General features: G+C 69.4%; 11 protein-coding genes. 2 read left to right on the top strand and 9 right to left on the bottom strand.

The genetic code is table 11. From position 1 onward, the window contains the following. Positions 1 to 46: 46 nt before the first annotated feature. From ACT541_RS15225 to ACT541_RS15250, 6 genes are all read right to left on the bottom strand, one after another. On the bottom strand, positions 47 to 547 hold the full coding sequence (locus ACT541_RS15225) for an Hsp20/alpha crystallin family protein (protein ID WP_476137934.1): 501 nt from the start codon (positions 545 to 547) through the stop codon (positions 47 to 49). 167 nt (positions 548 to 714) lie between these two features. After that, on the bottom strand, positions 715 to 2,016 hold the full coding sequence (locus ACT541_RS15230) for an ammonium transporter (protein WP_476137935.1): 1,302 nt from the start codon (positions 2,014 to 2,016) through the stop codon (positions 715 to 717). A 116-nt stretch (positions 2,017 to 2,132) separates the two neighbouring features. Next, the gene (locus ACT541_RS15235; RefSeq protein ID WP_476137936.1) at positions 2,133 to 2,471 is read right to left on the bottom strand and encodes a P-II family nitrogen regulator; all 339 of its coding nucleotides are present in this window, start codon (positions 2,469 to 2,471) and stop codon (positions 2,133 to 2,135) included. Between the two features lie 304 nt (positions 2,472 to 2,775). Further along, entirely contained in the window at positions 2,776 to 2,925 is a 150-nt protein-coding gene (locus tag ACT541_RS15240; protein ID WP_476137937.1) for a hypothetical protein, read from the bottom strand. 100 nt (positions 2,926 to 3,025) lie between these two features. Continuing rightward, positions 3,026 to 4,237, bottom strand: coding sequence for an MFS transporter (locus ACT541_RS15245; RefSeq protein ID WP_476137938.1), 1,212 nt, complete (start codon positions 4,235 to 4,237; stop codon positions 3,026 to 3,028). Next, the gene (locus tag ACT541_RS15250; RefSeq protein ID WP_476137939.1) at positions 4,234 to 4,794 is read right to left on the bottom strand and encodes an N-acetyltransferase family protein; all 561 of its coding nucleotides are present in this window, start codon (positions 4,792 to 4,794) and stop codon (positions 4,234 to 4,236) included. The genes ACT541_RS15245 and ACT541_RS15250 overlap by 4 nt, the downstream gene beginning before the upstream one ends. Positions 4,795 to 4,902: 108 nt before the next feature. Between ACT541_RS15250 and ACT541_RS15255 the strand changes: the two genes are divergently transcribed. Further along, positions 4,903 to 5,835 carry a LysR family transcriptional regulator gene (locus ACT541_RS15255; protein ID WP_476137940.1) on the top strand — a complete coding sequence of 311 codons (933 nt, stop codon included), beginning with the start codon at positions 4,903 to 4,905 and terminating at the stop codon, positions 5,833 to 5,835. Here the strand turns inward: ACT541_RS15255 and ACT541_RS15260 are convergent. From ACT541_RS15260 to ACT541_RS15270, 3 genes are all read right to left on the bottom strand, one after another. After that, positions 5,793 to 6,257 (bottom strand): DUF4442 domain-containing protein, encoded by a 465-nt coding sequence (locus ACT541_RS15260; protein WP_476137941.1) that lies wholly within the window; start codon positions 6,255 to 6,257, stop codon positions 5,793 to 5,795. The two genes, ACT541_RS15255 and ACT541_RS15260, sit on opposite strands and share 43 nt — an antisense overlap. A gap of 368 nt (positions 6,258 to 6,625) precedes the next feature. Continuing rightward, positions 6,626 to 8,098, bottom strand: a complete 1,473-nt coding sequence (locus ACT541_RS15265; RefSeq protein ID WP_476137942.1) for an HlyD family type I secretion periplasmic adaptor subunit — start codon at positions 8,096 to 8,098, stop codon at positions 6,626 to 6,628. 1 nt (position 8,099) lies between these two features. Next, the gene (locus ACT541_RS15270) at positions 8,100 to 10,274 is read right to left on the bottom strand and encodes a type I secretion system permease/ATPase (protein ID WP_476137943.1); all 2,175 of its coding nucleotides are present in this window, start codon (positions 10,272 to 10,274) and stop codon (positions 8,100 to 8,102) included. Positions 10,275 to 10,580: 306 nt separating this feature from the next. Between ACT541_RS15270 and ACT541_RS15275 the strand changes: the two genes are divergently transcribed. Beyond that, positions 10,581 to 13,952, top strand: coding sequence for a C2 family cysteine protease (locus tag ACT541_RS15275; protein ID WP_476137944.1), 3,372 nt, complete (start codon positions 10,581 to 10,583; stop codon positions 13,950 to 13,952). The last annotated feature ends 111 nt before the right edge of the window (positions 13,953 to 14,063 follow it).

Raw genomic sequence — 14,063 nt, forward strand, 5'->3', positions numbered from 1 at the left:
GGCCTGTCGCGGCCTTCGCCCCAACGGCGAAGGCCGGCGCGGGAGATCACGCTGCCCGCGTGTCGATCTCCCGCGCCGAGGACGCCTTCGGTGTCGTCTTGTGGAGCGTGACGATCAGCGTGTCGCCACGCAGTTCCGCGGTGATCGCGGCGCGATCGACGTCGTCGGGCAGGCGGAAGGCGCGGACGAAGGAGACGCCCTGCGTCTCGATCGACGCCGCCGTCTCGTGTCGGGCGGACCGGTTGCCCGTCAGGGTGACGAAGTCGCCGGAGACGGCGACGTCGAGGGTCTCGGCGGTGAAGCCGGGCACGTCGCAGGCGATCACCCAGGCGCCGTCGCGTTCGACGAGGTCGACCGAGGGCAACCAGGTTTGCCGTGTTCCGGCGACACGTTGCGGGATCGGCGCTTCGACCCGGCCCGGATCGGCGAGGTCGAAGACGCGGTTCACCTCGTGCGCGAGGTCGGTGACCAGCGGCCAACCGGCGTCGCGGAGGGTTTCGTCGTTGCCGGCGACACGGACGGGAAGCTTGTCGGACTTCTTGGCCATGGCTTTTCCTCCACGAACAGGCGGGAGGTGTCGGGACCCGTTGTCCCGACCGGAACAATTCTACCACGCCCGGCATTCGGCGGCACCACGGGAAATCTACCGAGGATCGAACGACGGCGGTTTTTCGCCGTCGTTCGAGGCTCTCGGGCGACTTTTGTGACGCTGCGTCAGGCGTGCAGCGTCTCGCCGTGGAGCGCGAGGTCGAGACCTTCGCGTTCCTGGTCGGGCGCGACCCGCAGCGGGGCGATCAGGCCGGCGATCTTCAGCGCGACCCAGGTGCCGACCACGCACCACGCCGTCACCACGCCGACGGCGACGAGCTGGGCGCCGAGGAGCTTCCAGTTGCCGTCGACGACGCCCGCCTGGGCGGCATCGCCGGTGACCGAGGCGGTGGCGAAGACGCCGACCAGCGAGGTGCCGACGAGGCCGCCGACGCCGTGGACGCCGAAGACGTCGAGGCTGTCGTCGTAGGCGAGCCGCACCTTCAGCCAGGTGCAGAACCAGTAGCAGGCGAGCCCGCCGACGAGGCCGATGACGAGACCCGCCCAGGGCTCGATGTAGCCCGAGGCCGGGGTGATCATGCCGAGACCGGCGATGGCGCCCGAGATCATGCCGAGCACCGAGGGCTTGCCGCGGTGGAGCCATTCCAGCGTCGTCCAGGCGATGGCGCCGGCACAGGCCGAGAGGTGGGTGGCGACGATGGCGTAGACCGCGCGCGAGGAAGCCGCCAGCGCCGAACCGCCGTTGAAGCCGAACCAGCCGACCCACAGGAGGCCGGTGCCCATCACCGCCATCGACAGGTCGTAGGGCGCGAGGTTCTCGCGGCCGTAGCCCATGCGCTTGCCGACCATCACGGCGGCGACCAGACCGGCGATGCCGGCGTTGATGTGGACGACCGTGCCGCCGGCGAAGTCGAGGGCGCCGAGCCTGGCGAGGAAGCCGCCGCCCCACACCCAGTGGGCGGAGGGCACATAGACCAGGAACAGCCACACCACGCAGAAGGCGAGGAAGGCGGCGAAGCTCATGCGGTCGGCGACGGCGCCGCCGACCAGGGCGCAGGTGATGACCGCGAAGGTCATCTGATAGGCCATGAACAGCAGTTCCGGGATGGTCGGCGCGGCGGCGATCGTGGTCGTCGGGGCGATGCCGTGGCCGAACAGGCGGGCGAAGTCGCCGATCATCGCGCCGTCGCCGGAGAAGACGAGCGAATAGCCGAAACCGAACCACAGGATCGAGACGATCGCGGTGGCGGCGACCGACTGGGCCATGATGGCCAGCAGGCTCTTCTTGCGCACCATGCCGGCGTAGAAGAGCGCCAGGCCGGGCAGCGTCATCATCAGCACGAGGGCGGTGGCCACCATCATGAAGCCGGTATCGGCGGCGTCGATGCCGCCCTCCGCGGCGCGGGCGGCGGAGCCGAGGCAAAGAAAGAGCATCGCCCCGGCGAGGGACGTCGCGAGTTTCGACATGGGCGTGGGTTCCGGTCGAGAGGATGAACGACCGCGACCTTCCCCCGGCCGCGTTCGATCGATGATCTGCCCGGCCGCCGCGCCCGCGTCACGGGCTCGCCGGCCGGACGGGGGTGTCAGAGGGCGTCGTCGCCCACTTCGGCGGTGCGGATGCGCATGGCCTGTTCGATCGGCAGGACGAAGATCTTGCCGTCGCCGATCTGGCCGGAATGGGCTGCGGTGCGGATCGCATCGACGGTGGCTTCGACCAGACCGTCCGGGACGGCGGCCTCGAGGCGGACCTTGGGCAGGAAGCTGACGACGTATTCGGCGCCGCGGTAGATCTCGGCGTGACCCTTCTGGCGGCCGTAGCCCTTCACTTCGGTGATGGTCATGCCGTGGATCCCGAGCTTGGTCAGCGCATCGCGGACCTCGTCGAGTTTGAACGGCTTGATGACGGCGACGACGAGCTTCATGCGAACCCCCGGGTGCGGAATTTCGATGCGAATTGGCGAAATCGTGAGCAAGTCACGTGCCAATTCTGCTCATTCGCCGTTCAGCGAGCAAGCGTCTCGAGCAGAGACGTTGGTTGTGGTGGGGAAATGATGGAAGTGCCTGCGTCGCGGGCAGTCGACGGCTCGATTTTTGAGCATGAAGCTCAAGAAACGTCCAGTCGCGGTGCGGGCGCGGGTTCCTGGTCGGGGGCAACGACGAAAACCCCGGTCTTCGCGAGAGCGACCGAGGGGGTGTGATCGTCGGGTTCCGGACGGTGGAGGAATGTCAGCGCGCGGCGGCGAGCGGTCCCAAGGAAGCCTGCGTCACGGCCGGATTGGCCGCCGGACGCTGCGCGCCGGCGATGTTAGGCAGCACCAGGGACACGATCGTTGCGGCGACGAAGGTCGCGACGAGCAGGGGCATGGACGTCTTCATCTGCGGCTTCCCTCCCGAGGAAGTCTCTCTTGTTTCCGGGGAGTATTGCACAGAAATCGGGCTCTGCCCATGGCGCCGGGGCGACGCGAGGGAACGTGGTTCAGAGCTGGTTTCCACGCCCGCGCGCCGCGATCCGGGCGCCGAAGCGCAGGCGCAGGAGGAGTGCGGCGACGGCGGCGGCCAGCGCCGGGACCGCGAGGGCGGCGAAGGCGGCGTTCGGCCCGAAGCGATCGAGGATGGCGGCGACCGTCACCGGCGCCACCGCCGAGGCCCAGAAGGCGGGTGCGCCGAGCCGGCCGGTCAGCGAGCCGTAGGCGGCGGGGTCGAAGAGCACCAGCGGCAGGGCGCCGCGCGCCACGGTGACGAGGCCGTTGCCCATGCCGCCGCCGATCGCGAAGGCGAGGGCGGCGGCGTAGGAGAGGCCGGCGAAGGGGGCGAAGGCCAGCGTCACCGGCAGAGCCGCGCAGGAGAGCAGCGTCAGGTCGACCGGATGCAGGCGGCTGCCGGAGGCGAGTTCGGCGAGGCGGGCGGCCGACTGGCCGACGCCGCGGGTGGTGGCGACGAAGACGGCGGCGGATCCGGCGAGACCGACGGCGGTCATCAGCGGGATGATCTGGGCGGCGAGTGCGGAGGCGAGCGTCGAGACGGCGACGATCATCGTGGCGAAGAGGAAGGCGGCGATGCGCCGTTCCTCCGCCGTCTCGGCGAGCGGCGGGGCGAGGGGGCGGGCCGTCGGGTCGACGTGGAGGCGCGGATCGGCGGCGGCGGCCGGCAGCATCCAGTGCAGCGGCAGGGTGAGGGCGGCGAAGCCGGCGAAGGCGCCCATGGCGACGCGCCAGCCCCAGTGGACGGCGAGGAACTCGCCGACCGTCCAGAACACCGTCGAGGCGAGACCGCCCGACAGTGCCACGGTGGAGAGCGCGCGGCGGGCGTCCGCCGGATCGATGCGGACGAGCGCGGCGAAGGCGGCGTCGTAGAGCGTCATCCGCATCGAGACGCCGAGGATCGCCCAGCCGGCGAACCAGGCGATCTCCTCGTGCGACTGCGCCAGCACGGCGAGGCCGAGCGCCGAGAGCGCCGAGCCGATGGTCATGGTCATCCGGCCGCCGGCGCGGTCGATGGCGCGCCCGACGGCGGGCGAGACGAGGCCCATCACGACGAGGGCGAGCGAGAAGCCGCCGTGGACGGTGGTGAGGGAGAGGCCGGTATCGGCGACGATGCGGCCGGAGAAGACGCCGACGGCGTAGAAGGTGACGCCCCAGCCGATCAGCTGCGAGGCGGAGAGCGCGGCGATGACCCGGCCGGAGATCATCGCGAGGCTTCCGCCGGCACGCGGTCGACCGGCGGGGTGGCGTCGCCGTCCCCGAGGGCGCGCTGCATCAGCACGCTGTCGAGCCAGCGTCCGTGTTTCCAGCCGACCGCGGGCAGGACGCCGGCGGGCTCGAAGCCGAGCGCGGCATGGAGGCCGATCGAGGCGGCGTTGCCGCTGTCGCCGATCACCGCGATCATCCGGCGGAAGCCCATGGCCTCGGCGCGGACGAGGAGCTCGACCATCAGCGCCCGGCCGACGCCGCGGCCCTTGGCGTCGGGGGCGACATAGACCGAGTTCTCGACGGTGAAGCGATAGGCCGGCCGGGTGCGATAGAAGCCGAGATAGCCGTAGCCGAGGACGCGGCCGTCTTCCTCCGCCACCAGCCAGGGAAAGCCCTCGGCGGCGATCTTGTCGCGGCGGGCGAGCATCTCGGCGAGGCTCGGGGCGACGAGTTCGAAGGAGGCGCAACCGGTCTCCACGGCATGGGCGTAGATCGCGCGGATCGCCGCGAAATCGGCGGTCACGGCGGGGCGGACGTGGAGGGCGGCGGCGGACATCGGAGATCCTTCGTGGGCGGCACGAGCCGCGCGGGCTCTCTTCTTGCGGGATGGTTCTCCTTCGATCAAGCTCATGACAATTGTGCAAGGCATGAGAAAAAATCATCGATGATCAGCCCCGACCTCGACGCACTCTTCGCCTTTCGCGCCGTCGCCACCGCCGGCGGCTTCACCCGGGCGGCGGACGAACTGGGGCTGACCCAGTCGGCGATGAGCCTGAAGGTCCGGCGGCTGGAGCGCGAACTCGGCGTGCGTCTGCTGGAGCGGATCGGGCGACGGGTGACGCCGACCGCCGCGGGGGTGGAACTCCTGGTCCATGTCGAGCGGCTGCGGGCGGCTCATGCCGCGGCGATCGCGGCGATCGCGCCGCATCGCGAGGGCACGACCGGCCGCGTGGCGATCGGTACCGGAGCGACGGCCTGCCTGCATTTCCTGCCCGGGCCGCTCCGCCGTCTGCGCGGCGCCTTTCCCGGTCTCGAAGTGATCGTGCGGACCGGTGACACCGCCGACATGCTGGCCGAGCTCGAGGCCAATCGCATCGACATCGCGCTCGTCACCCTGCCGGTGTCCGGCCGTGTCTTCGAAGTGGAGGAGCTGCTGGTCGATCCGATGGTGGCGGTGCTGCCGGCCGGTGCGGTGCCGGAAGGCGGTGGGCTCGGCGCCGTCGAACTCGCGCGCCATCCGCTGATCCTCTACGAATCGCGCGGGTCGACCCGCCGCATCGTCGACGACTGGTTCACCGCCGGCGGTGTCGCGGTCAGGCCGGTGATGGAACTGGCGAGCGTCGAGACGATCCGTCAGTTGGTCGGCGCCGGGCTCGGGGTCGCGGTCCTGCCGGCGCTGGCGTTCCCGGTCGACGCACGGGCGGAGGGCCTCGACATCCGCCCGCTCGATCCGCCGCTCGAACGTCGGCTCGGCATCGTGCGGCGGCGGGACAAGGTGCAGGAGCCCGGCATGCGGGCGATGGTCGCCGCGCTGCGCGAGGCCGCGGCGACGCGTCAGGCGGAGGCGGGCGAGGGCTCGCGCTTGCGGCGTACGTAGAGGGTGCGGTCGACGGTGGCGACGAGGCGGCCGTCGGTGTCGGTGATCTCGCAACGGAAGGTCGGCAGCACCTTGGCGCCGTCGGCGCCGGCGGCGCGAATCTCGTCGAGGCGGGCCTCGTCGAGGCGGAAACGGGCGGTGACGGTGCCGCGGCCCGGCGCGATGTAGTCGATCGTCGCGCCCTTGTCCCAGACGACCCAGTCCTTGCCGAGGTTCTTCAGCACCATCAGCATGTAGAACGGATCGGTCATGGCGAAGAGCGAGCCGCCGAAATGGACGCCGACGTAGTTGCGGTTCCACCAGCGCAGCCGCAGCTCGACCTCGGTCTCGCGGAAGTCTTCGGAGATGTGCGTGCAGCGGATGCCGGTGAAGAGGAACGGCGGCCACAGGTTCATCAGGCGGCGGAACACGGACGGACGCATCGGAGCCTCGCGGAGTCTCGGGATGCTGAATAGGGCAGAATCTTTCCGTAATCGTCAATGCGGCGAAGGTGCGGGGCAGGGATGTCGGAGGATGGAGGGGCGCGCGTGGCCGGGTGCCGGGCTCGGCGGTGCGGCGGGGGCCATTCTCCCCTCCGCGGGCCTTTGCATGAGGCGGTCGAGCCGTATGCGATGCCGTGCGCGATGCTTCGAGACGGGCGTCTTCGACGCCCTCCTAGGCATGAGGCGTTCGTGTTTGCCGCGGCAATCTCCGGAACCTCATCCTGAGGAGCGCCGCAGGCGCGTCTCGAAGGATCGCGCACGGACGTCGATCCGAAACGCCTCGGCGTTGCGCCTCGCCTCGCCCCGCCTCAGCGCTCCCTGAGCGCCTCCGACGAAACCTTGGCGATGGGCGAGAAGACGTAGTCGATCACCCGGCGGCTCGACGTCTTGATGTCGATGACGACGGTCATGCCGGGGGTCAGCGGCATGGTCTTCTCGTCGACGCGGATGGCGGTGTCCTTCAGCGCCACGGTGACGGGGAAGACGAAGCTCTGCGGCACGCCGGGGGCGGCACCCACCGCGGCGGCGCCGGCGGTCGGCGCTGTGGCGTTGGCGAGGGTGCGCTTGGCTTCCGCCTCGTCGACCGCTTCGGTGGCGATCTTGACCACCTCGCCGCGCAGCGTGCCGTAGCGGGTGAAGGGGAAGGCGTCGACCTTGACCACCACGTCCTGGCCGACCTCGACGAAGCCGACGTCGAGGTTGGAGACCAGTGCGTCGATCAGCAGCGGCCCCTGGTCGGGGGTGACGACGAGGAGCTGCTGGCCGGTCGTCACCACTTGGCCGATGGTCGTCACCGCCATCTTCTGGACGACGCCGTCGATCGGCGCGACGAGGCGGGTGCGGTCGAGATGGACGCGGGCCTTGGCGAGCATCTGGCGGGCCTCGTCGGCCTTGCGGGCGGCCTCGGCGATGCGGTTCTCGTCCTCGGCGATCGACTGCGAAAGGACCTTCTGCTTCTCGGCGTGGAGCTGGACGATCGAGGCGTCGGTCTCGATCAGCTGACCCTGGTCGGCGGCGAGCGAGGCCTGGGCGCGGTCGAGCGATTCCTGCGCGTCGTAGAGGTTGATCTTGGTACCGACCTTCATGTCGATCGCCTGCTGGCGGGTGTCGACGCGGCCGAGCACGGTCTCGATCAGGCGGCGGTCGTTGGCCATGGCCATCTCGAGGCGGCTGCGGGTCGCCTGTTTCTGCACGACCTGCTTGTCGATGGCCGCGAGCGCGTCGGCGAGGCGGCCGAGTTCGGCGGCGAGCACGGCCGTCTCGCGACGGCGCGCGTCCTCGGGAAGCGCGGCGTCGAAGGGGATCGGCCCGACGTCGGTGAAGAGGGTGTCGATCGTCGCGGCGGCATCGGTGCGGGCAACGCGACCCTGCGCGGCACGGACGACCTCCGTCGAGAAGCGGCGGCGGGCGATCTCGGCGAGGCTCGAGTCGAGCCGGTCGGCGTTGGTCCGCTCGTCGGCGAGGGCCTCCGAGGCGTCGAGTTCGACCAGGAGGTCGCCGGCCTTCACCCGCGAGCCGTTCTCGACCCGGATGGCGGCGACGCGGCCGGGCTCGAGCGGCTGGATGATCTTGGTCGACTGGCTCGACACGACCTTGCCCTGCGCCACGGCATGGACGTCGAGCCGGCCGAAGAACGACCACAGGATGGCGACGAGGGCGAAGGCGCAGATCGTGCCCATGATCGCCATCGGCAGGGGGGCCGGCGGCGTCTCCTGGATCTCGAGCGCGGCGGGGAGGAACTCGCGGTCGGTGCCGGCGATGCGGGCGAGGATCGACTTCATCTCACGCCTCCTTCGCCGCCGACTGGAGCGACCACAGCCGGGCGTAGAGGCCGCCTTCGCGCGCCAGCAACTCCTCGTGGCTGCCGACCTCGACGATCTCGCCGGCCCTCATGCCGACGATCCGCGTGCAGGGGCGGACGGCGGCGAGACGGTGGGCGATGACGATGACGGTGCGGCCCTTCACGATCGCCTTCATGTTGTCCTGGATGATGCGCTCGCTCTCGTAGTCGAGGGCGGAGGTCGCCTCGTCGAGGATCAGGACGCGCGGGTTGGTGGCGAGCGCCCGGGCGATGGCGATGCGCTGGCGCTGGCCGCCGGAGAGGTTGGCGCCGCGTTCCTCGATCATCGTGTCGTAGCCGCGCGGCATCTCGCGGATGAACTCGTCGGCACCGGCGAGGCGGGCGGCGGCGAGCACCTCGGCGCGGCTCATCGCCGGGTTTCCGAGCGCGATGTTCTCGTGGATGGTGCGGTTGAACAGCATGTTCTCCTGCAGCACCACGCCGATCTGGCGGCGCAGCCAGCCGGGATCGACCTGGGCGACGTCGACGCCGTCGACCAGGATCTGGCCGCGGCCGGGCATGTGCAGGCGCTGGATCACCTTGGTCAGCGTCGACTTGCCGGACCCCGACGGCCCGACGATGCCGATCACCTCGCCGGCGGCGATGGAGAGATCGACGTTCTTCAGGACCTCCGGCGCATCGGGGCGGTAGCGCAGCGTGACGCCGCGCAGTTCGATCGCGCCCTCGAGCGGCTTCATCGACACCATGGCGGGCGGCGCGGGCTCCGGCGGGGCGAGGAGGATGTCGCCGAGGCGTTCGACCGAGACCTGGACCTGCTGGAAGTCCTGCCACAGCTGCGAGAGGCGCAGGATCGGTTGGACCACCTGACCGGCAATCATGTTGAAGGCGATCAGCTCGCCGACCGTCATCTCGCCCGCCATCACCGCCTGGGCGCCGACGAAGAGGACGAGGGCGGTGGTCGCCTTGGAGACGAACTGCACGAGGTTCTGGCCGACGGCACCGAGCATCGAGGCGTCGAAGGAGGTGCGCACATAGGCGGCGAGCCGCTCCTCCCACTGCATCTGCATGATCGGCTCGACGCTCGCCGCCTTCAGCGTCTGGGCGCCGACGACGCTCTCGACGAGGAACTGTTGCGAGCGGGCGCCGCGGTTGAACTTCTCGGCGATCTGGTCCTGGAGCAGGGGCCTCAGCACCGCGGCGATCACCAGATAGACCGGGATCGAGGCGAGGACGACCAGCGTCAGCATCGGCGAATAGACGAACATCACCGCGAAGAAGACGATGGTGAAGACGAGATCGAGCAGCGAGGTCAGCCCCTGTCCGGTGAGGAAGGAGCGGATGGTCTCGAGCTCGCGCATGCGCGCCACCGTCTGGCCGGCCGCGCGCGTCTCGAAATAGGTGAGCGGCAGGCGGAAGAGGTGGGAGAAGAGGCGGGCGCCGAGCTCGACGTCGATGCGGTTGGTGGTGTGGTTCAGCGCATAGGTGCGCAGGAACTGCAGCAGCGTCTCGAAGACGGCGAGCAGCACCATGCCGACGACGAGGACGACCAGCGTCGACAGGCCCTTGTGGACGAGCACCTTGTCGACCACCAGCTGGAAGAACATCGGCGTCAGCAGGGCGAAGAACTGCACGAAGAGCGAGGCGATCACCACCTGGATCAACGGCTTGCGGTAGCGCACCAGCGACGGCAGGAACCAGCGGAAGCCGAAGGTCTCCGGATCGATGCCGCGGCCGCGGAAACGGCGGGTGACCTGGACGGCGCGGCCGGTCGAAAGCCCGATCGCCTCGGCGAGGGAGATCTCGCCGGCGCCGCGCTCGTAGGGGTCGATCAGGCGGATCTTGCCGTCGGGGGCGCCGGGCGCCAGGATCGTCCACGAGCCGTCCTTCAGCTCGAGCAGCGCCGGCAGCGGGATGCGGCCGAGGCGGTCGGCGTCGACGCCTTCGGCGACGCGGGCCTTGAGGTCGAGCAGGCGGGCGGCGCGAACGATGTCCTGCGGACCGGCGGTGCGGCCGACGAGCGCCAGTTCGTGGCGCAGCTGCGCGCCGTCGGACGGGATCTGCCAATGGCGGGCGAGCCGGACGAGACCCTCGATGCCGGTATCGACGGCCGGGGTCGCGCCGCCCTCGGCGGGTCGGGCGGTGGCGGTGTTCTGCATGGTCCGGGCCGGGTCCCCTGACGGTCGCGACACTCCGCGCCCCCCGCGGATCCGCCGACCGATCTCGTCCACGACGATGCACGCAAACGGTTGGCGGAACGTGAACGAAAATCGGCCGTTCTCCGCGCTCTTCCCGCAACGTGCAGCAGACGGGGAAGTTCAGAGGGGAAACGTTCAGGAAATCTTAGCGACACAATCAAGATACGCGTTGCCCTTCATTGCTTTGGAAAGGGTCGCGGCCTTTTCATCCTCGGCAATACAACGCCGGACCCTGCGTCCGCCGTGTCGCGAGGATCGTTCGAAGCCATGCCGAACAACGCACCGACCCTGACCGCCGCCAATCTGAGCGTCGACGCCAACAAGTCGATCTCGGGCGCCGCCCTCGTCGCCTCGGTCCGCGACGCCGACGGCGACGCGGTCACCCAATACCGCTTCGTCGACAACGGTTCGAGCGGCGGCTACTTCATGCTCGACGGGCGGAAGATGGCGGCGGGCCAGTGGTTCACGGTGACGCAGGCGCAGCTGGCGAAGCTCACCTATGTCGGCGTCGGCGCCTCCGGCTCGGAGACGTTCCAGGTCCAGGCCTACGACGGCAAGACGTGGTCCGGAGCTGCGGTCGGCACGCTGTCGACCGTCAACCACACGGCGACGTTGGCGACCGCCGACCTCTCGATCAATGCCAACAAGTCGGTCGCGGCGGCGACGCTGATCAAGTCGGTCGGCGACGCCGACGGCGACACGATCACCCAGTACCGCTTCATGGACAACGGCGCGGCCGGCGGATACTTCGTCTTCTCCGGCCAGAAGATCGCCGCGGGCCAGTGGGTCACGGTCACCGCGGCGCAGCTCGGCAAGCTCTCCTACGTCGCCGCCGGTGGAACGGCGTCGGAGACGGTGTCGATCCAGGCGAACGACGGCAAGGCGTGGTCGGCGAGCGTCGAAGCCACCGTCGGCACGGTCAATCACGCCGCGACGGTGGCCGCCGGCGGGGCGACCATCGATGCCAACAAGTCGGTTTCCGCCAAGGCGCTGCTCGGCGCGGTGGGCGATGCCGACGGCGACAAGATCGCCCAGTACCGCTTCATGGACAACGGTTCGACCGGTGGCTACTTCCTGCTCGGCAGTCAGAAGATCGCCGCCGGCGAGTGGGTGACGGTCAATGCGGCCGATCTCGCCCGCCTGAGCTATGTCGCCGCCGGCGGCACCGCCTCGGAGACCTTCTCGGTCCAGGTGTCGGACGGCAAGGAATGGTCGGCGACGTCGACGGGAACCGTCACCACCGTCAATCACGCGGCCGTAGCGACCGCGCTGTCGGCCAAGATCGACGCCAATCGGTCGATCGCCGCCTCGGCGCTGATCAAGTCGGTGAAGGACGCCGACGGCGACGCGATCACGCACTATCGCTTCAGGGACGACGGCACGGGCGGCGGATACCTCGCGCTCTCCGGCCAGAAGGTCGCGGCCGGCGAGTGGGTGACGGTCGCGGCGTCCGATCTCGCCAAGCTCGCCTATGTCGCCAAGGGCGCATCGGGGGCGGAGGCGATCTCGATCCAGGCCTACGACGGCAAGGAATGGTCGGCGACGGTCGCCGGCACCGTCACCACGGTGAACCATGCCGCGGTGGTCGCCGCCAATGCCGCGACGCTGAATTCGAACCAGGTCGTGGCGGCCTCGACGCTGATCGGTTCGGCGAAGGACGCCGACGGCGACGCGATCACCCAGTATCGCTTCATGGACAACGGCGCGGCCGGTGGATACTTCGTCCTCTCCGGCTCGAGGATCGCCGCCGGGCAGTGGGTGACGGTCACCGCCGCCGACCTCTCCAAGCTCTCCTACGTCGCCGCCGGCGCGACCGGCACGGAGACGGTGTCGATCCAGGCCTTCGACGGTTCGGACTGGTCGCTCTCGGCGACCTCCAAGATCCAGATCGTCAATCATGCCGCCACGGTCACCACCAATTCGGCGACGATCAACGCCAATCAGGTCATCGCCGCGTCGAGCCTGATCAAGACGGCGACCGACGTCGACGGCGACGCGATCACCCAGTATCGCTTCATGGACAACGGTGCGGGCGGTGGCTACTTCATGCTCAACGGGCAGAAGATCGCCAACGGCCAGTGGGTGACGATCGGTGCCGCCGATCTCGCCAAGCTGACCTACGTCGGCGGCTCGGCCTCGGGCGCCGAGAGCTATTCGGTGCAGGTCTACGACGGCAAGGTGTGGTCGACCTCGGTGAACGGTACGCTGACGACGGTCGAGCATGCGCCGGTCGTCGCCGCGACGACGACGACGCTCGACGCCGGCGCCCGGATCGCCGCCTCGAGCCTGGTCAAGTCGGTCTCGGATGCCGACGGCGACGCGATCAGGCAGTATCGCTTCATGGACAACGGCTCGGGCGGCGGCCATTTCGAGCTGAACGGCGTGACCATCGGTTCGGGCCAGTGGATCACCATCAACGCCGCCGATCTCGCCAAGCTCTCCTACGTCGCCGGCGCGACCTCGGGCGCCGAGACCTTCTCGCTGCAGGCCTCCGACGGCACGCTGTGGTCGGCGATCTCGACCGGCACGATCACGTCGCAGTCGGTGTGGACCGGCGTCACCGACGCCGGCATCGCCGCCGACCTGCAGACGCAGGTCAAGAACGGCGCGATCGGCTACGACGGGCTGTTGAAGATCCTCAAGGACGCGGCGATCGGCGGCATCACGGCGGCCGAGTTCACCTCGCTGCAGGCGGTCGACACGATGGTCGCCTCGTCGGGCGGCGCGATCTCGACCTCGTCCTATCTCGACGGGATCTTCCACGACCTCGTCGGCGGCAACAAGGCGAACGCCTGGTGGAACGGCGGCGGATCGCAGGTCGCGCTCGGCAACATGGCGTCGGGCACCACCGAGGTCAACGCCAACCGCCTGATCGGCAAATGGTTCCTCGGCACCGACCTGCCGTCGATCGACCCCAGCTACGGCTCGACCTACAAGGCGACCAGCCTGACGCTGTGGAATGCGAACGGCACGCCGTCCTACATGGACGTCAACCAGGGCTATGTCGGCGACTGCTATCTGATGTCGTCGCTGGCGGTGATCGCGATGCGCGATCCGAGCGTCATCAAGTCGATGATCGTCGACAACGGCAACAACACCTGGGGCGTGCGCTTCCTCGACAACTCGGGCGGCGCCCATTGGGTGACGGTCGACAACGAGCTGCCGACCTTCGCCAACGTCTCCTGGGCCAACGGCTCGAAGCTCGAATACGCCAACGGCAACGTCGGCTGGGTCGAACTGGTCGAGAAGGCCTATGCCCAGTACAACGCCGAGGGCTATCTGCCGCGCGCGGCGGCGAACTCCTACGCGGCGATCGCCGGCGGCTGGGGCGACCCGATCACCGAGATCACCGGCAAGGCGGTCTCCTATTATTCGCCCGGCTCCAAGGCGATCGTCGATGCCTACAACGCCGGCCAGGAGATCATGCTGGCGACCTCGAACTCGGTGTCCGGCAACCTCGTCGGCAATCACATGTACGAGGTGATCGGCTACGACACGTCGAACGGCAACGTGCATCTCCACAATCCGTGGAACACGGCGGTTTCCAACCCGGCGATCATCGATCTGTGGGTGTCGTCCTCGACGCTCGCCGCGCAGGGCTGCACCTTCGTGGTGGCCTCGGGCAAGGCGACGGTCTGATCGACCGGTCTCACGCATTCGACCCCGTCGCGGCGCTCGTCAGGGCCCCGCGGCGGGGTCGACGCGTTTCGTGGGCGCGCGAAAGGGCACGCGGCGAGACGCGGTGGAGAC

The sequence above is a fragment of the Pinisolibacter sp. DMC100 genome, from assembly GCF_056313705.1.

Excerpts from the sequence above, each read along its gene's own strand:
- ACT541_RS15225 (WP_476137934.1), bottom strand. The coding sequence starts at position 547 with ATGGCCAAGAAGTCCGACAAGCTTCCCGTCCGTGTCGCCGGCAACGAC.
- ACT541_RS15230 (WP_476137935.1), bottom strand. The coding sequence starts at position 2,016 with ATGTCGAAACTCGCGACGTCCCTCGCCGGGGCGATGCTCTTTCTTTGC.
- ACT541_RS15235 (WP_476137936.1), bottom strand. The coding sequence starts at position 2,471 with ATGAAGCTCGTCGTCGCCGTCATCAAGCCGTTCAAACTCGACGAGGTC.
- ACT541_RS15240 (WP_476137937.1), bottom strand. The coding sequence starts at position 2,925 with ATGAAGACGTCCATGCCCCTGCTCGTCGCGACCTTCGTCGCCGCAACG.
- ACT541_RS15245 (WP_476137938.1), bottom strand. The coding sequence starts at position 4,237 with ATGATCTCCGGCCGGGTCATCGCCGCGCTCTCCGCCTCGCAGCTGATC.
- ACT541_RS15250 (WP_476137939.1), bottom strand. The coding sequence starts at position 4,794 with ATGTCCGCCGCCGCCCTCCACGTCCGCCCCGCCGTGACCGCCGATTTC.
- ACT541_RS15255 (WP_476137940.1), top strand. The coding sequence starts at position 4,903 with ATGATCAGCCCCGACCTCGACGCACTCTTCGCCTTTCGCGCCGTCGCC.
- ACT541_RS15260 (WP_476137941.1), bottom strand. The coding sequence starts at position 6,257 with ATGCGTCCGTCCGTGTTCCGCCGCCTGATGAACCTGTGGCCGCCGTTC.
- ACT541_RS15265 (WP_476137942.1), bottom strand. The coding sequence starts at position 8,098 with ATGAAGTCGATCCTCGCCCGCATCGCCGGCACCGACCGCGAGTTCCTC.
- ACT541_RS15270 (WP_476137943.1), bottom strand. The coding sequence starts at position 10,274 with ATGCAGAACACCGCCACCGCCCGACCCGCCGAGGGCGGCGCGACCCCG.
- ACT541_RS15275 (WP_476137944.1), top strand. The coding sequence starts at position 10,581 with ATGCCGAACAACGCACCGACCCTGACCGCCGCCAATCTGAGCGTCGAC.